This window comes from Pseudomonas sp. FSL W5-0299 (genome assembly GCF_005930655.1).
GTDB classification, from domain to species: domain Bacteria; phylum Pseudomonadota; class Gammaproteobacteria; order Pseudomonadales; family Pseudomonadaceae; genus Aquipseudomonas; species Aquipseudomonas mandelii.
Genome location: NZ_RXHX01000059.1, coordinates 1 through 16,125, shown reverse-complemented (window position 1 = coordinate 16,125; position 16,125 = coordinate 1). Strand labels below are relative to the sequence as shown.

Genomic DNA, 16,125 nt, shown 5'->3' with positions numbered 1-16,125 from the left:
AAAACTGCGTAACTCTTTGTTTACCAAGGAGTTTTCCGTTTCGACTGCGCCGGAAGTGGGGCGAATTATAGACTTCCAGAATCTGCCGTCAACACCTATTTATGCTTTTCTTGCAGAAGGCGCTTTTTTGGCTATTAAACGCGGGATTCGACGGGCCACAGGCGGAATGCGCAACACTAATAACAGCGCACCTATAGAAGCATAGATCGCCCATTCCTTGAGATCGGCACGAACGATCCACAACATATGCAGCAATCCAAGCCCGAGAATGACATACACCAGCCGATGCAGCTTCTTCCAACGAACACCCAGCCGGCGCTGACTGTAACGATTAGAAGTCATCGCCAATGCCAATAAACAGAGAAAACCCAACGTCCCGACAATGATGTACGGCCGTTTGCGCAACTCGACACCCAGCTGCGACCAATCAAATCCAAGAATAAACGCCGTGTAGCCGCTCAGATGCAGAACCACATAAGCGAAACACCACAACCCCAGCTGCCGGCGCACAGCGATCCACCCCGCCCAACCGGTGAGTTTCTGCAGAGGCGTCATGCTTAACGTTATTAGCAGCAGGATAAGCGTCCCCAGCCCCAGCCGATCAACCAGGACCTTGCCCGGATCGGGCCCCAACACATCCTGCCAGGCCTGATACAACCAAAGCAGCGGCCAGACCGCCGCCGCTATAAAGACGCCAATTCGCCAAAACGGATAACGCATCAGTAGTTCTTCCGCAGATCGAGCCCTGTATAGAGAGAAGCGACTTCATCCGAGTAGCCGTTGAACATCTGTGTGTCCCGAACATTGGGCTTGAACAGGCCGCTCGGCAAACGACGCTCACGAGCCTGAGTCCAGCGCGGGTGATCGACTGTAGGGTTCACGTTGGCGTAAAAGCCGTATTCATCCGCGGCAATGCTCTGCCAGGTGGTTTTCGGCTGTTCGCTGACCAGACTGATCCGCACGATGGATTTGACGCTCTTGAAGCCATACTTCCAGGGCACCACCAAACGCAGAGGCGCCCCGTTCTGATTCGGCAGTTCACGCCCATACATGCCCACCGCAAGAATGGCCAATGGATTCATCGCCTCATCCAGGCGCAAACCCTCTACATAGGGCCACTCGATCAAGGCAAAACCAGAGCGCTGCCCAGGCATGCTCTTGGGATCTTGCAGCGTTTCAAAGCGGATGAACTTGGCCTTCGATGTCGGCTCGACTTGCTTCAGCAACGCCGAAAGAGGAAAACCAATCCAGGGAATAACCATCGACCAGGCCTCAACACAGCGAAGACGATAAATACGCTCCTCCAGCTGATAGGGCTTCATGAAGTCTTCCAGCGCATACCGCCCCGGCTTACCTACCTCTCCATCCACCACCACGGTCCAAGGCTCAGTCTTCAGCGAACCGGCATTGGCGGCAGGGTCGCCTTTATCAGTGCCGAACTCGTAGAAGTTGTTGTAGTGGGTCGCATCCTTGAATGGCGTGATCGCCTCATCCTTGACGTTGACTGCCCCCCATTTAGTAGCAGGAAGCTTTTCGGCAAACCAGGAAGGCGCCTTGCCTGGCTCGACATCTGCGTAACGAGCGGCTTCGTCAGCACTGGCCCAGCGCGGCAGACTGCTCACGGCCAGACCGGCAACGGCTGCACCCAGTAGATTGCGTCGAGAAAGATAGAAGGATTCAGGCGTGACGTCCGACTCGTGACAGTCAGACGCTTTGGGGACTTTGATCAGCATGGCAACTCCGCAGCATTGGAGGACAGATGCACCAATAGACTGCGGAGTATGAGGGAAATTACATCACTCGGCGTTTTTGTGCCGACGAAGATGCAACAGGTATTGCACCGGACCAGACGCCGCGTAAGCGAGGAAAACCAGCAGTAGAATGCGCGGCGGATCACTGAAGACCACGGCAAACACCAGGACTACCGCGAGGATCGCGACAAAGGGCACTCGCCCCTTCAAGTCCAGCTCCTTGAAGCTGTTGTATTTGATGTTGCTGACCATCAGCATGCCGGCGGCGGCCACCATCAGCGCAACCAGGAACGACATCTTGGAACCCTGAATGCCGTAGTCACTGAACGCCCAGACAATCCCCGCGACAACACCCGCCGCAGCCGGACTGGCCAGACCGATGAAGTAGCGTTTATCCGCGGTGCCGACTTGCGTATTGAAGCGTGCCAGGCGCAACGCTGCACCCGCGACATAGATGAAGGCAACCATCCAGCCGACCTTGCCCATGTCGCCCAACGCCCAGCCAAACGCCAGCAACGCCGGCGCGACACCAAAAGCGACCATATCCGACAGCGAATCGTACTCGGCGCCGAAGGCACTCTGGGTATTGGTCATGCGGGCAACGCGACCATCAAGGCCGTCGAGCACCATGGCGACGAAAATCGCAATCGCGGCAAACGCAAAATACTTGCTCGCGCCAATCGAATCACCGGCACTCAACGCACTCTGGGCGCTCATCGAGCTGATGATGGAATAAAACCCTGCGAACAGGTTCGCGGTGGTGAACAGATTCGGCAGAAGATAGATACCACGATGCCGGACTTTACGACCTTCAGCGTCATGCCCTTCCTCGATGTGTTCATCGATGGGCAGCAGGCTTTCGGCGTCAGAAGCCTTGTTTGGCTCTTCGGGACGTTCGCTCATGGACATTACCTTGCAACGGGGTGGAAAGTTTCGACAGGTGTCTGGGACGACGGTTCGGCCGCAAACGATGCAGCTTTATACCAGAACCTTTCAGCCCAAACGAAAAAACGCGGCCTAAGCCGCGTTTTTCGTACAAGTGCGCGACTTAGTTTTTAGCTTTGTCGACGATCTTGTTGGCACCGATCCACGGCATCATGGAGCGCAGTTGCTCGCCGATGATTTCGATACCGTGAGCGGCGTTGTTACGACGCTTGGCGGTCATCGAAGGATAGCCGGTCGCGCCTTCGCTGATGAACATCTTGGCGTATTCGCCGTCCTGAATACGTTTCAGGGCGTTGCGCATAGCCTGACGGGACTCGGCGTTGATCACTTCCGGACCCGTCACGTACTCGCCGTATTCAGCGTTGTTGGAGATCGAGTAGTTCATGTTGGCGATACCGCCTTCGTACATGAGGTCAACGATCAGCTTCAGTTCGTGCAGGCATTCGAAGTAGGCCATTTCCGGCGCGTAGCCAGCTTCAACCAGGGTTTCGAAACCGGCTTTGACCAGCTCAACGGTACCGCCGCACAGAACGGCTTGTTCGCCGAACAGGTCGGTTTCGGTCTCGTCCTTGAAGGTGGTTTCGATGATGCCGGTACGACCGCCACCGACGCCTGCGGCGTAGGACAGTGCAACGTTTTTGGCGTTGCCCGAAGCATCCTGATAGATAGCGATCAGGTCAGGGATACCGCCGCCTTTGACGAACTCGGAACGCACGGTGTGGCCCGGTGCTTTCGGCGCGATCATGATCACGTCGAGGTCAGCACGCGGAACAACCTGGTTGTAGTGGATCGCGAAGCCGTGGGAGAAGGCCAGGGTGGCGCCTTTCTTGATGTTCGGCTCGATTTCGTTTTTGTACAGGGCAGACTGGAACTCGTCCGGGGTCAGGATCATGACCAGGTCGGCAGCTGCAACAGCGGAAGCAACGTCGGTCACTTTCAGGCCGTGAGCTTCGGCTTTGGCAACAGTGGCCGAACCTTTGCGCAGACCGACAGTCACGTCAACGCCGGAGTCTTTCAGGTTGCACGCCTGAGCGTGGCCCTGGGAACCGTAACCGATGATGGCAACTTTCTTGCCCTGGATGATCGACAGGTCGCAGTCTTTTTCGTAATAAACTTTCATGAAATTCCCCTATATATCCAGGCCGTTCAGGCCGTTCGCTAATTTGGTTTAGATGCTGAGTACTTTGTCGCCGCGAGCGATACCGGTTACGCCGCTACGGACGGTTTCCAGGATCGAGGCGGTGCCAATGGACTGAATGAAGCTGTCGAGCTTGTCGCTGGTACCGGTCAATTGAACGGTATAAACGCTGGCGCTGACATCGACGATCTGCCCACGGTAAATATCGGTGGTGCGCTTGATCTCGGCGCGCTGGGCGCCGGTAGCCTTGACCTTGACCAGCATCAGTTCGCGCTCGATGTGAGCACTCTCCGACAGGTCGACCAGTTTGACCACTTCGATCAGCTTGTTCAGGTTTTTGGTGATCTGCTCGATGATTTCATCGTGGCCGACAGTGGTCAGCGTCAGACGCGACAAGGTCGGGTCTTCGGTAGGGGCCACGGTCAGGCTTTCGATGTTGTAGTTGCGCTGCGAGAACAGGCCGACTACACGAGACAGAGCGCCGGGTTCGTTTTCCAGAAGCAGGGAAATAATATGTCGCATGATTAAGTACGCTCCGTCTTGCTCAGCCACATATCGCGCATGGAGCCGTCTTTGATCTGCATCGGGTAGACGTGCTCAGCTGCGTCGACCTTGATGTCGATGAACACCAGACGATCCTTCATCGCGAAGGCTTGCTCCATCATCGGCTTCAAATCCTTCAAGTCCGTGATGCGCATGCCGACGTGACCGTAGGCTTCAGCCAACTTGACGAAGTCCGGCAACGATTCCATGTAGGAGTGCGAGTGACGCGCGCCGTAGCTCATGTCCTGCCACTGACGGACCATGCCGAGCACGCCGTTGTTGAGCAGGATGATCTTCACCGGCAGGTCATGTTGCAGGCAAGTGGACAGCTCCTGGATGTTCATCTGGATGCTGCCTTCACCGGTCACGCAAGCCACATCGGCTTCCGGGAAGCTCAGTTTGACGCCCATTGCTGCCGGGAAACCGAAGCCCATCGTGCCCAGGCCGCCGGAGTTGATCCAGCGATTAGGCTTGTTGAAGCGGTAGTATTGCGCCGCGAACATCTGGTGCTGACCCACGTCGGACGCAATGTAGGCATCGCCCTTGGTCACTTCGTGCAGGGTTTCGATAACGGTTTGCGGCTTGATGATGCTGCCGTCCCCTTTGTTGTAAGGGAACATGTCGCGATCACCGCGCCACTCTTCAACCTGCTTCCACCAGGCAGCCACCGAGTCCTTGTTCGGGGTCTCGCCGATTTCCTTGAAGGTAGCGACCATCTCGGTCAGTACGCTTTCCACCGGGCCTACGATTGGAACGTCGGCCTTGATGGTTTTGGAGATCGAAGCCGGGTCGATGTCGATGTGGATGATCTTGGCGCTTGGGCAGAACTTCGATGCACCGTTGATAACACGGTCATCGAAACGCGCGCCCACGGCCATGATCACGTCCGCATGGTGCATCGCCAGGTTGGCGGTGTAGCTGCCGTGCATACCGAGCATGCCAAGGAACTGACGGTCGCTGCCCGGATAGGCGCCGAGGCCCATCAAGGTATTGGTGACCGGCACGTTCAGCAGTTGCGCCAGTTCGGTCAATGGCGCGGAGCCGTTGCCCAGAATGACGCCGCCGCCGGCATAGATGATCGGCCGCTTGGCCGCCAACAGCATTTCCACCGCTTTGCGGATCTGGCCCGAATGGCCACGAACCGCTGGGCTGTAGGAGCGCAGCTTGGCTTTTTTCGGGAAGATATATTCGAACTTCTCGGCCGGGTTGGTCATGTCTTTCGGAATGTCGACAACGACAGGACCAGGACGACCCGATTGCGCGAGGTAGAAAGCCTTTTTCATGATCTCCGGGATTTCCGAAGCATGCTTGATCATGAAACTGTGTTTCACGATCGGCCGGGAGATACCGATCATATCGGTTTCCTGGAAGGCATCGGTCCCGACCATGGTGCTAGGCACCTGGGCGGTCAGGATCACCATCGGAATCGAGTCCATGTACGCGGTAGCAATGCCGGTAATGACGTTGGTCGCACCGGGACCGGAGGTCACCAGTACAACGCCTGCCTTGCCGGTGGCGCGCGCATAGCCGTCAGCCATGTGAGTGGCAGCCTGCTCATGACGAACGAGAATATGTTGAACGGCTGGTTCTTTGAACAGCGCGTCGTAGATATGCAATGCGGCACCACCTGGGTACCCATAGATATATTTAACGCCTTCGTCACGCAAAAAGCGGACGAGCATCTCACCGCCAGATAAAAGCTCCACGTTGCTCACCTCTAAAACGCCAGAATACCGCCCACATAAACGGGGACGGGTCTTAATAGGTTTACTTCTCAGCAGAGCATGAGCGACGGTGGTCGCCGACTACGTCAGCACTGACTGAGCAAGTATTGGGATCGTCCCAAGTGTTGCGGGCCTTTCCCACCCAGCGCGAGGTAACGCGTTGCGGGTGTAACAGGTCGGCGCGGATGTGCGCCTCATGATCTGCTGAGTGGGTCTGCTTCTGGCAGTCCCTCTACAGCGGACTTTGGATTCTTCTGTTTCGTCCTCTGCAAGTCAAGCCGTCTATGTGCTTTATTGAAGTAAGCACATGAGAAAGCAAGAAAAAACCGCTAAACCGCAACTGTGTTAGCTTCAATTGCGCAACTCTGGCAAGGAAATGGCATGCGAACGTTCTTAATGATCACTTTGCTGATCAGCCCTTTGTGTATGGCCGCTCAGATCTATAAATGGGTCGACGCCCAAGGCGTTACCCACTTCGACGCGCAACCGCCTCAAGGCCAGGAGGCCACCACCGTGGTGACGCCCTCCCCGCCTGCTGGCAAACCCGCCGCACCAACGCGCAGCACGGCGATTAGCGATCAACAGGCCATCGACAACACAGTGAAAAAGCAGGTTGCCGAGCAGCAAGCCCAGCTAAAGGTATTCTGCGAGCAGGCGCGAACGAACCTGGCCCAGCTGCAGAACAATCCGCGATTGCGTGAGGACGTGGACGGTGAGAGGCGCCGCCTGACCGATGAACAACGTCAGGAGCGCACTACCGAAGCACAGAAACAGATTGCGGATAACTGCCAGTAGGCACTGGCAGTATCCGATTCAGCGAGAGGCGGTGATCAGCAGATCGAACTCTTTGAGCAAGACCTGCAACTGCCGGTCCCTGCCTTGGACATTGCGGGCGGCGAAGACCATTTCGGCCATCTCCTGAATCCCCGATGCGTTGGGCAGCGGTAGATCCTGTTCGAGGATGACCTTCATCTTCGGCAGGAAGATCCATTGCAGCCACTGCTCGAAATCGAGCGTATCGACCGAAAACGGTTCAACGCTGGATAACGCTTCAGCGGATGGCGAAACGTCATCCCACCAACCCTGAACCCGTAGCTCACGTTCGATCAACAGCAGTTGCTCGGCAATCTTGGGGAAGCGTGCGTCCATCACGACACAACCTTGGCCTTCTGACGGGCCAGTGCCGCACCTGCGGAATCACCCTGTTTCTCACGCGCCTGGGCGATCAGTTCCCACAGGCTGGCCTGAAGCGCCGGACGACCATTGGCGAACGTCAGGCCACGACGGGCGAACTGTTCAGCCTGTGGCGCATCGCCTTGGGCCATGCGCACCTGAGCCAGGCGATAAAGCACTTGCGGCTCACGCGGTGCAACTCGCTGGGCGCGCTCGAGGCTGGAGGACGCACCGTTGAGATCGCCGCCGGCCTGTTGCTGCTGAGCAGTGGTCAACAGCGCCAGCACCGGACCGTCCAGTTGCTCATCGGCAGACAATCCACCGGAGCTCGCCGAAGGAATCCCGCTCGGCGTCGACGGCATGCTGTAGCTGCCCTGATTGATCGGTGCCGACTGTACCGGCGAGGTGTCGATCGGCCCTGGGGTAATCGGGCCAGGCGTAATCGGACCGGTGCTGATCGGGGCCGACGCCACTGCGCCGCCACCTGGCACCATCACGACGACACCCGTGTCACCTTGCGGAATCGCTTGAGTCTGGGCTTGCACAGGACGTTTAGTCGTCGTCTTGCGGAATCCGCCATTTGCCGACACTCGCTCACTGTTGGAGACAGCACTGCCAGAGTCCACAACCGGAATCGAACCGCGTTGTACGGAGGAACAACCGCTGAGCAAAGCCACGGCGGTAACCGCTGGAATCAACCACTTGTTCACTTGAAACCCTCTTTGCTTAATTCATCCAGCCCTTGACCCAATCCATCACCGTTTCGCCGGATGCGGGACTGTCGCCACCGCAAGCCGCGCCGGGAGGCGGTTCGCTGCCGCGAATATACGGCATCTGCACGGCACCTGGGCAGCTGCCGTCGGAACCTTGCCCGGTCCGCGAATCGACCCAGGCCTGAACAACATTGTCCGGTTGCGGCATGTCCAGCGGCAATGGATCGGCCTTGCGCATGAAACTGGTCCAGACCTGCAATGCACCGGTGGCACCGGTGAACGGGGTCTTGCCGTTGTCATCGCGTCCCAGCCACACCACCGCCAGCAAGTCCTGGCTGAAACCGGCGAACCAGCTGTCTCGCGAGTCGTTACTGGTACCGGTTTTACCCGCCAGGGTCAGGGTTTTCGGCAGCACGTTGTAAACCGAACTGCCGGTACCTTCACGCATGACTCGCTGCATGGCGCTCTGGATCAGGTAGATGGAGGCCGGATCGAAACGCTGCTCGATCTGGAACGGATAACGCTTGAGCGGCTCGCCTTCGGCGGTCAATACGCTACGAATCCCGCGCATCGGCGTATTGAAGCCGCCGTTGGCCAGCGTCTGGTACATGGTCGCCACTTCGATCGGAGTCAGACCACCGGCCCCCAGCAACATCGAAGGGAACGCCGGGAACTCGCGACTGACACCCAGGCGCGCCAATGTCTTCAGGACATTCGGCACGCCAACCGCCAACCCGAGGCGCGCCGTTGACAGGTTGTAGGAATGGGCCAGGCCTTGGTACAGGAAAACCGTACCGTGGGAACGGCGATCGTAATTCTGGGGTTTCCAGACCTGACCGTCCGCGCCTTTGACCGAGAAGGATTCGTCCGACAGCCAACTGGTCAGCGTGTACTGGCTCGGCTTCTCAAGGGCTGTCAGATAAACCGCAGGCTTGATCAACGAACCGATTGGTCGCACTGCATCCAGCGCCCGGTTGAAGCCGGCGAAACTTGCCTGACGGCTGCCGATCATGGCCTGGACTTCACCGGTTTCCGGGTTGGTCACGACCATCGCCGCCTCAACCTCATCGGAACCCTTGCGTCCGGACAAGCGTTTAAAGGTGTCGTTGACCGACGCTTCGGCTTTCATCTGCAGGATCGGGTCGAAACTGGTGAAGATCCGCAGGCCTTCTTCGGTCAAGTCTTCGTCGCGATAGTCTTCGCGCAGCTGACGTTTAACCAGGTCGAGGAAGCCCGGGAATGAACTGTCCGCCAGCTTGCCGCGCGTCGTCACGCCCAGTGGCATATTCTTCGCCGCTGCGACCTGCTCGGCGGTGGCGACGCCTTGTTGCTCAAGCACATCGAGCACCAGATTGCGCCGCTCCAGCGCCCGTTCCGGGTTGCGACGCGGATTGTAATAGGACGGCCCCTTGACCATCCCCACCAGCATGGCGACTTGATGCAGTTTCAGCTCGGACAATGGCTGCCCGAAGAAGAACTGGCTGGCCAGGCCGAAACCGTGCACCGCGCGCTGCCCATCCTGACCGACGAACACTTCATTGAGGTACGCCTCAAGAATTTCCCGTTTGTCGTAATGCAGCTCAAGCAGCATCGCCATCATGGCTTCGGTGAGTTTGCGGGTCAGGCTGCGTTCGCTGGTCAGGTAGAAATTCTTCACCAACTGCTGGGTCAGCGTACTGCCGCCCTGGGTCATCTTGCCGCCGGATGTGTTGACCCACACAGCGCGGGCAATCGACTTGGGCGACACGCCCCAGTGGCTATAGAAATCCCGGTCTTCCACGGCGACCAGGGTTTCCAGCAGGTACGGCGGGACCTGATCGATTTTGATCAGAATGCGGTCTTCAAGATTTTTCGGGTAAATGCCACCGATCAGCAGAGGCTCCAGACGCACGACTGAAAGCTTCGAACCGTTGGTCGCCGAAAGGTCAGCCACGTAATCGCCGGAGAAACGCACGCGCACCGGCTGAGCTTTTTCCAGGCCTTCATAGAACTGGAAGCCACGGGTATTCAAGTCGACGGTGTTGCCGTTGACCGCCGCTGCGCCGGGGCCGTTGCTCACGGCTTCGCGGCGATAGCCCAAGGCGTCGAGCTCGGTGAGGAAGTCTTCCTTGCTCAGCTTCTGGCCGGTGAACAGCTCCAGCGGGCGCGCATACACCTTGGCCGGGATGGTCCAGCGCTTGCCGGAGAACTTCTCCTGGACCACGGCGTCGAGGTAAACCGCGAACCCGGCGAGCACCACGAGGCCGACCAGACTGAGTTTAAGGGCCCAGCCCAGCCAGGGGCTCAAGCCCCGGGAAGGTGGTTTTTTGGGGGTACGGGGGGATCGAGTACGAGTCATGGCGGCGGATTATACGCACTTTATTCATACTCAACAGGAGCCCTCCGAGGTTTGCGTCAGACGGACTTGCAGCCATAATGGCGGCCGTGAATTTTCCCCAGACTCTGAAGGATCGCCTGTGAGCCAGTCCCTGATCGCCGCCCTGCAAAACCCGGCCCTCTACCCGCATCCTGTCGACGGGTTCCAGGTCATCGAGACCCACATCTCCTGGGTCATCCTCACCGGTCCCTTTGCTTATAAAGTGAAGAAGCCCGTGAATTTCGGCTTCCTCGACTTCACCAGCCTCGACGCTCGCGAGCATTTCTGCGGCGAAGAGCTGCGCCTCAACCAGCGCCTGACCCACGATTTGTACCTGGAAGTGTTGCCGATCACCGGCAGCGAAGCTGCGCCACAACTGGGCGGCGAAGGTCCGGTTGTCGATTTCGCACTGAAAATGCGTCAATTCCCACAAAGCCAGTTGCTCAGCACCCTGCAAGCCAATGGTGAGTTGACCACCGCGCACATCGACGAGATGGCCGCACAGATCGCCCAATTCCACCTCACTGCACCGAAAGTGCCTGGCGAACACGAAGCCGGCACCCCGGACAGCGTGATGGCACCGGTACGCCAGAACTTCGAACAGATCCGCCCGTTCCTCAGCGACAAGGCCGATCTGCTGCAACTTGATGCGTTGCAAGCCTGGGCCGAAAGCAGCTTCGAACGCCTGAAGCCGCTGTTCGCCCAGCGCAAGGCTGAAGGCTTCATCCGCGAATGCCACGGCGACATCCACCTGGGCAACGCCACCGTGATCGATGGCAAGGTCGTGATCTTCGACTGCATCGAGTTCAACGAACCGTTCCGCTTCACCGACGTTTATGCCGACACCGGTTTCCTGGCCATGGATCTGGAAGATCGCGGCCTGAAAAGCCTGGCGCGTCGTTTCATCAGCCAGTACCTGGAACTGACCGGTGACTATCAGGGCCTTGAGCTGCTGAACTTCTACAAAGCGTACCGCGCACTGGTTCGCGCCAAGGTCAGCCTGTTCAGCATGCCGGCCGAAGCCGACCCGGTGCAACGCGCCACCACCCTGCGTCAGTACCGCAACTACGCCAACCTGGCAGAAAGCTACAGCACCATTCCTTCGCGGTTCATGGCGATTACCCACGGCGTTTCCGCTGTCGGCAAAAGCCACGTCGCCATGCGTCTGGTGGAAGCGCTGGGCGCCATTCGCCTGCGTTCGGATGTTGAACGCAAGCGTTTGTTCGGCGAGCAAACCGTACCGAATGACCCGCAGGCCGGTATTTATAGTGCCGACGCGAGCGCCGCCACTTACAGCCGCCTGCATGAGATTGCCGCGGTGATCCTGCGCGCCGGTTTCCCGGTGGTCATCGATGCGACATACCTCAAGCGCGCTCAGCGCGACGGCGCGGCGAAAATCGCCGAAGCCACCGGGGCACCGTTCCTGATCCTCGATTGCAATGCACCACAGGCAGTCATCGAGAGCTGGCTGGCCTTGCGTCAGGCAGACAAGAAGGATCCGTCCGACGCCAACCTCGCTGTTATCGCCGCCCAGCAGGCGAGCCGTGAGCCCCTGACGCCAGCAGAAATTCTGTGCAGCAAACGCGTCCAGACCAATGAAAGCGGGACGCTCGACACCGTTGTTGCACAGATTCGCCAGCGCATGCCGGGCCTGTAAAAACTATTTCAGCCGTGAAGCCATCGCCGGCTTCACGGCTGCCAAATAGTGGCACTATACTGGCGTCATAAAACCATCAGGTGATGCGACATGAGCCAGCCGAAACTTCTCGACACCCCGCTTTATGCCTTGCTGCACAAAGACGACATCGCAGGCTTTAATGCCGAGCGCGCCAGTCATGCCTCTGTCGACATGGTCGGCGGCGATTTTCGTGGTCTGGACCTGCGTGAACTGAACGCCGATGGCGTCGATTTCACCGATGCCTATTTCCGCTCCGCTGATTTGCGTGGTATCGACTTCCGCAACTCCTGCCTGGAAGGCGCGAGCCTGGCTCACGCACAGATCTCCGGCGCCTACTTTCCACCAGAGCTGAGTGCTGACGAGATCCTGATGTCGATGAATTTCGGTACTCGCTTGCGTTATCGCACCCGCTAAAAACGACGTTCTACCCGACAAGTCCAGCGCCCCCCGCTTCGCGCTGGGCGCTGGGTTTTTTGTCGGGAAAGTTGATTCCTCCGCGCTTCCTCCGACTGCTCCCGCAGACCTTCACGCAGCTATCTGAGTCTTCCTCTTAGAAGCTTTTGCGTCGAAACCGACCAAACAATCACGCTTTTCCTACTGATGGCTACACTCCTGAGAGGCTCGCCCACGCACCGTTCGGCCGTCGCAAGGAGGCTTGATGAATGATGAACTGCAACACCTGAAGAATCTTGGCAAGACGTCGGCACAGTGGCTGCATGCCGTGGGCATCCACAGCGCGTCGGACTTGCGCCGCCTGGGAGCGGTGGATGCTTATCGGGCCGTGCGTACGCGCGGGTTCCGGGCGTCCAAGGTGTTGTTGTATGCGATCGAAGGCGCGCTGATGGACGTGCACTGGAACGACATTCCAGCTGATCGCAAAGAAGCCTTGAACAAACAACTGGAAGCCATCTCGTCCCGTCACAAGAACTGAACAGGCAGATTCGCCTCAGGATTACCGACTCAGGCGCAATGATTACGGGCTTTCGCGCAAGGAAAAAGGGGATTGCAAAGAAATCAAAAAAACAGCGGTTGACTTGGTAATGAGAATCGCTATGATTATCACAACTGGTCGCGAGACTGGTCGATATTTGAAAAGCCCTTGGTTCGGACTCTCAGATATCTCCTCATCAGGCTAATCACGGTTATTTGACCCGGCTCTTGCCGGGTCTTTTTTTGCCTGTGGAAAAGTCGACCGTTTACTTCCCGAACTGCTTACGCATTTGCGCACAGTAATCCTGAGCCGGCGTGGCAGGCGTGTACCAGACATAATCAGCCATGGCCGACGTGACCTCACCCCCCTCCTCCGCCAGCATCAACACCGTCGGTGCTTCAGGCTCGCCAAGATCAAGGACGTGGATCGGCACGCCAACATCCTTGAGCGAGTGGTAAGCGCCGGCAAACAGCAGCGAAGGCGTCGGTGCCGACAACAAGCGCTCGGCCATCCGACGATCACGTTGTTGCTGGACCGCCAGCATCGCGGGCATCTGCGAGGTGGGCAGCAAGCCGCAATGGGAGTCGTTGATCTGCGCCAGCAACTCATCCTTGACCGACGGAGCATTGGAAAGCCGACCGTTTAATGTCGGTGGCTTGGCATAAACGGTACGGACTTCAAGAGTGTCCAGATTGGCCGCCAACAGCGGGTAGGGTTGAGTCAGCACAAAGCGCACGATCGGCCCGTACAGATTCCAGTCCCACCCCGACTGCCAGTTCAACGCGCCGGGAAGATCTGCGGGTAGCGTCGAGGCACGGCGAATGTCATCGACGCGCGATTGTTGATCCGGCGTGAGCATTTCCAGCAACAGACTGCCCTGGGGTCGACGTTCGCCCAACGCCTGTAGCAACCACAATTGCAGTTGATGGTGATCAGAATTGTCGTGCTGCTCACCGACGATCAGCCGCGACGGCACGGCCAACCGTTCGACCAATTCCGCGGGTGTCAGGATCTGGCCACTGCGCAGGTCCTGAATATCACCGACGACCGGAGGCGGTGCCGAAACGTGCTGGCAGGCACTCAACAACACGACCGCCAGTAGCAAAATTCCTCGCATGCTCACCTCGATGTCATTCTCAGCGGGCGATGATCAGCGGATGACCACGCTCCGGATGCCGCTGCACCAGCACTTCCAGCCCGAATACCGCTTTGAGTGGTTCCGGGCGCAAGACGTGCTCAGGGGTGTCCAGCGCCACGGGCCGCCCACCTTCGAGCAGTAACAGGCGATCACAATAGCGCGCCGCGAGATTCAGATCATGCAGGATCACCAGCACCGCAGCGCCATGATCGGCGAACTCGCGCACTGCTTGCAGGGTGGTGTGCTGGTGCAGCGGGTCGAGCATCGAAGTCGGTTCATCGAGCAACAGCGTCTGCCCCACCTCCCCCGGCCAGAGCTGCGCCAGTACCCGCGCCAGGTGTACCCGCTGCCGCTCGCCGCCGGACAGCGCCAGATAGCTGCGGCCACTCAGGTGTCCCGCATCGGCAGCGTGCAAGGCGGCGGCGACGATCTCGTCATCCCGGACCCGCCCGCTTTGATAAGGCAAACGCCCCATGCCGACCACTTCCTCCACACGGAAGGCGAAGTCCAGGGTCGACACCTGCGGCAAGACCGCCAGTCGCTGGGCTCGCTGCGCGCCGGTCCAATGGCTCAATTCGCGCTCATCGAGCCAGACGCTGCCGTGGTCAGCCTTCAACTCGCCGCACAAGGCGCCGAGCAAGGTGCTTTTGCCCGCGCCGTTGGGGCCCAACACGCCGAGGACTTCGCCCGGCCTGAGCTCAAGCGTGATGTCCGTCAGGACGATTTTTGCGCCTCGGCGGATTTGCAGGCTCTGGGTTCGCAACATCAGGCACGCCCTCTGAGCAGTAAATACAGAAAGAACGGCGCGCCGATGAAGGCCGTGACAATTCCGATCGGCAACTCTGCTGGCGCCAGGGCCAGCCGTGCGACCAGGTCGGCAAACAGCAGGAGACTGGCACCCGCCAGCACCGAGGCCGGCAACAACACCCGATGATCAGGACCGGCCAGCAGGCGCACCAGATGCGGCACCACCAGACCGACAAACCCGATCATCCCCGCCGCCGCCACGGCCGCGCCAACCCCCAGCGCGGTGCAAAACACCAATTCGCGCTTGAGCCCTTCGACGTCAATGCCCAGGTGACCGGCCTCCGACTCGCCGAGCAGCAACGCATTCAAGGCCTTGGCCCGGCGCGGCAACCAGAGCGCCACACCGGCGCTCACCAGCAGCAACGGCCAGAGCCGTGAATAGCTGGCGCCGTTCAGGCTGCCCAGGTTCCAGAACGTGAGTGTGCGCAAGGTCGCGTCGTCGGCCAGATAGGTGAACAAACCGACCGCCGACCCCGCCAGCGCCGTTAACGCAATACCGGCCAGGAGCATGGTCGCGACGTTCGTCTGCCCGTTGCGCCGCCCCAGCCGATACACCAACGCCGTCACACCCAACCCGCCGAGAAATGCGCACACCGACAACAGATAAGGCCCGAACGATTCAGGCAGACCACCAAACACCGAACCACCGACAATCGCGATAGCGGCTCCCAGCGCAGCACCGCTGGACACCCCGACCAACCCCGGGTCAGCCAGCGGGTTACGAAACAATCCCTGCATCGCCACGCCGGACAACGCCAGTACGCCGCCCACTGCCAGGCCCAACAAGGTTCGAGGCAAGCGTATTTGCCCGAGGATCAGCTCGGCCTGCTCCAGCCCATCAGGGGTAATGGGCAGGCCGATCATGCGCAACGCCGCACGTAGGGTATCGAATAAAGGCAGGCTGACCGGCCCCAGCGCCAAGGACAGCCAGATCGCCACTAAACACAGCAGGCTCAGGCCAATGAACAACGCACGGGGTTTAACCAAAACGGTCATTGGGCCGCATTGCCTGGGAAGAAACCATCAGACAGCGTTTTCAACGCATCGGGCAAACGAGGCCCCAATCCACCTACCAACAAGGTCGGATCGAGTTCCATGACGCGCCCGTCCCTGGCCGCACGGGTCGAGGACAGAATCGGGTTTTCCTTGAAAAAGGTAATCATATTTATTGTTACACCCCTCTATCCCCAATAAATATTGCGCGAAACGGCAGGTAACTGTTTTTCTG

At 58.8% G+C, this 16,125-nt stretch carries 16 protein-coding genes and 1 pseudogene; 4 read left to right on the top strand and 13 right to left on the bottom strand.

Translation table 11 applies throughout. The features are described from left to right. Nucleotides 1-99: 99 nt before the first annotated feature. The 6 genes from msrQ to FHL16_RS32485 all read right to left on the bottom strand — a co-directional run bounded on the left by msrQ (nucleotide 100) and on the right by FHL16_RS32485 (nucleotide 6,083). Entirely contained in the window at nucleotides 100-720 is a 621-nt protein-coding gene (gene msrQ / locus FHL16_RS32510) for a protein-methionine-sulfoxide reductase heme-binding subunit MsrQ (RefSeq protein WP_010467642.1), read from the bottom strand. After that, nucleotides 720-1,733 (bottom strand): protein-methionine-sulfoxide reductase catalytic subunit MsrP, encoded by a 1,014-nt coding sequence (gene msrP / locus FHL16_RS32505; RefSeq protein ID WP_010467640.1) that lies wholly within the window; start codon nucleotides 1,731-1,733, stop codon nucleotides 720-722. The genes msrQ and msrP overlap by 1 nt, the downstream gene beginning before the upstream one ends. A 63-nt stretch (nucleotides 1,734-1,796) precedes the next feature. Further along, entirely contained in the window at nucleotides 1,797-2,654 is an 858-nt protein-coding gene (gene pssA, locus FHL16_RS32500) for a CDP-diacylglycerol--serine O-phosphatidyltransferase (protein ID WP_010467638.1), read from the bottom strand. 145 nt (nucleotides 2,655-2,799) lie between these two features. Continuing rightward, on the bottom strand, nucleotides 2,800-3,816 hold the full coding sequence (ilvC, locus tag FHL16_RS32495; RefSeq protein WP_007948647.1) for a ketol-acid reductoisomerase: 1,017 nt from the start codon (nucleotides 3,814-3,816) through the stop codon (nucleotides 2,800-2,802). Nucleotides 3,817-3,864: 48 nt separating this feature from the next. Next, nucleotides 3,865-4,356, bottom strand: a complete 492-nt coding sequence (ilvN, locus tag FHL16_RS32490; protein WP_003205610.1) for an acetolactate synthase small subunit — start codon at nucleotides 4,354-4,356, stop codon at nucleotides 3,865-3,867. A 2-nt stretch (nucleotides 4,357-4,358) separates the two neighbouring features. Then, nucleotides 4,359-6,083: an acetolactate synthase 3 large subunit gene (locus FHL16_RS32485; RefSeq protein ID WP_010467631.1), complete on the bottom strand. Its 1,725-nt coding sequence runs from the start codon at nucleotides 6,081-6,083 to the stop codon at nucleotides 4,359-4,361. 399 nt (nucleotides 6,084-6,482) lie between these two features. Between FHL16_RS32485 and FHL16_RS32480 the strand changes: the two genes are divergently transcribed. Further along, entirely contained in the window at nucleotides 6,483-6,896 is a 414-nt protein-coding gene (locus FHL16_RS32480) for a DUF4124 domain-containing protein (RefSeq protein ID WP_077750440.1), read from the top strand. Nucleotides 6,897-6,914: 18 nt separating this feature from the next. Here the strand turns inward: FHL16_RS32480 and FHL16_RS32475 are convergent, their stop codons facing one another. From FHL16_RS32475 to mrcB, 3 genes are read right to left on the bottom strand one after another with little or no spacing between them, the layout of a single operon-like run. Further along, a complete protein-coding gene (locus FHL16_RS32475; RefSeq protein ID WP_010467628.1) occupies nucleotides 6,915-7,250 on the bottom strand; it encodes a YqcC family protein in 336 nt (111 codons plus the stop codon). Further along, entirely contained in the window at nucleotides 7,250-7,984 is a 735-nt protein-coding gene (locus FHL16_RS32470; RefSeq protein WP_010467627.1) for a hypothetical protein, read from the bottom strand. Before FHL16_RS32470 ends, FHL16_RS32475 begins: the two co-directional genes overlap by 1 nt. A gap of 16 nt (nucleotides 7,985-8,000) precedes the next feature. Next, a complete protein-coding gene (gene mrcB / locus FHL16_RS32465; protein ID WP_077750439.1) occupies nucleotides 8,001-10,325 on the bottom strand; it encodes a penicillin-binding protein 1B in 2,325 nt (774 codons plus the stop codon). Nucleotides 10,326-10,443: 118 nt separating this feature from the next. Between mrcB and FHL16_RS32460 the strand changes: the two genes are divergently transcribed. The 3 genes from FHL16_RS32460 to FHL16_RS32450 all read left to right on the top strand — a co-directional run bounded on the left by FHL16_RS32460 (nucleotide 10,444) and on the right by FHL16_RS32450 (nucleotide 12,952). Further along, nucleotides 10,444-12,000 (top strand): bifunctional aminoglycoside phosphotransferase/ATP-binding protein, encoded by a 1,557-nt coding sequence (locus tag FHL16_RS32460; RefSeq protein ID WP_077750438.1) that lies wholly within the window; start codon nucleotides 10,444-10,446, stop codon nucleotides 11,998-12,000. A gap of 90 nt (nucleotides 12,001-12,090) precedes the next feature. Further along, nucleotides 12,091-12,435, top strand: coding sequence for a pentapeptide repeat-containing protein (locus tag FHL16_RS32455; protein WP_010467624.1), 345 nt, complete (start codon nucleotides 12,091-12,093; stop codon nucleotides 12,433-12,435). Between the two features lie 244 nt (nucleotides 12,436-12,679). Continuing rightward, entirely contained in the window at nucleotides 12,680-12,952 is a 273-nt protein-coding gene (locus FHL16_RS32450; RefSeq protein ID WP_010467623.1) for a TfoX/Sxy family protein, read from the top strand. A gap of 265 nt (nucleotides 12,953-13,217) precedes the next feature. Here the strand turns inward: FHL16_RS32450 and FHL16_RS32445 are convergent, their stop codons facing one another. The 4 genes and pseudogenes from FHL16_RS32445 to FHL16_RS32430 form a co-directional block, all read right to left on the bottom strand. Further along, nucleotides 13,218-14,069 carry a ChaN family lipoprotein gene (locus tag FHL16_RS32445; protein WP_077750437.1) on the bottom strand — a complete coding sequence of 284 codons (852 nt, stop codon included), beginning with the start codon at nucleotides 14,067-14,069 and terminating at the stop codon, nucleotides 13,218-13,220. Between the two features lie 19 nt (nucleotides 14,070-14,088). Beyond that, entirely contained in the window at nucleotides 14,089-14,856 is a 768-nt protein-coding gene (locus tag FHL16_RS32440; protein WP_010467621.1) for a heme ABC transporter ATP-binding protein, read from the bottom strand. Next, nucleotides 14,856-15,893, bottom strand: coding sequence for a FecCD family ABC transporter permease (locus FHL16_RS32435; protein ID WP_077750436.1), 1,038 nt, complete (start codon nucleotides 15,891-15,893; stop codon nucleotides 14,856-14,858). The genes FHL16_RS32440 and FHL16_RS32435 overlap by 1 nt, the downstream gene beginning before the upstream one ends. Next, nucleotides 15,890-16,048, bottom strand: a pseudogene (locus FHL16_RS32430) (hemin ABC transporter substrate-binding protein); the annotation flags it as partial. The pseudogene FHL16_RS32430 and the gene FHL16_RS32435, both read right to left, overlap by 4 nt. Nucleotides 16,049-16,125 lie beyond the last annotated feature (77 nt).

Excerpts from the sequence above, each read along its gene's own strand:
- msrQ (WP_010467642.1), bottom strand. The coding sequence starts at position 720 with ATGCGTTATCCGTTTTGGCGAATTGGCGTCTTTATAGCGGCGGCGGTC.
- msrP (WP_010467640.1), bottom strand. The coding sequence starts at position 1,733 with ATGCTGATCAAAGTCCCCAAAGCGTCTGACTGTCACGAGTCGGACGTC.
- pssA (WP_010467638.1), bottom strand. The coding sequence starts at position 2,654 with ATGAGCGAACGTCCCGAAGAGCCAAACAAGGCTTCTGACGCCGAAAGC.
- ilvC (WP_007948647.1), bottom strand. The coding sequence starts at position 3,816 with ATGAAAGTTTATTACGAAAAAGACTGCGACCTGTCGATCATCCAGGGC.
- ilvN (WP_003205610.1), bottom strand. The coding sequence starts at position 4,356 with ATGCGACATATTATTTCCCTGCTTCTGGAAAACGAACCCGGCGCTCTG.
- FHL16_RS32480 (WP_077750440.1), top strand. The coding sequence starts at position 6,483 with ATGCGAACGTTCTTAATGATCACTTTGCTGATCAGCCCTTTGTGTATG.
- FHL16_RS32475 (WP_010467628.1), bottom strand. The coding sequence starts at position 7,250 with ATGGACGCACGCTTCCCCAAGATTGCCGAGCAACTGCTGTTGATCGAA.
- mrcB (WP_077750439.1), bottom strand. The coding sequence starts at position 10,325 with ATGACTCGTACTCGATCCCCCCGTACCCCCAAAAAACCACCTTCCCGG.
- FHL16_RS32455 (WP_010467624.1), top strand. The coding sequence starts at position 12,091 with ATGAGCCAGCCGAAACTTCTCGACACCCCGCTTTATGCCTTGCTGCAC.
- FHL16_RS32450 (WP_010467623.1), top strand. The coding sequence starts at position 12,680 with ATGAATGATGAACTGCAACACCTGAAGAATCTTGGCAAGACGTCGGCA.
- FHL16_RS32445 (WP_077750437.1), bottom strand. The coding sequence starts at position 14,069 with ATGCGAGGAATTTTGCTACTGGCGGTCGTGTTGTTGAGTGCCTGCCAG.
- FHL16_RS32440 (WP_010467621.1), bottom strand. The coding sequence starts at position 14,856 with ATGTTGCGAACCCAGAGCCTGCAAATCCGCCGAGGCGCAAAAATCGTC.
- FHL16_RS32435 (WP_077750436.1), bottom strand. The coding sequence starts at position 15,893 with ATGACCGTTTTGGTTAAACCCCGTGCGTTGTTCATTGGCCTGAGCCTG.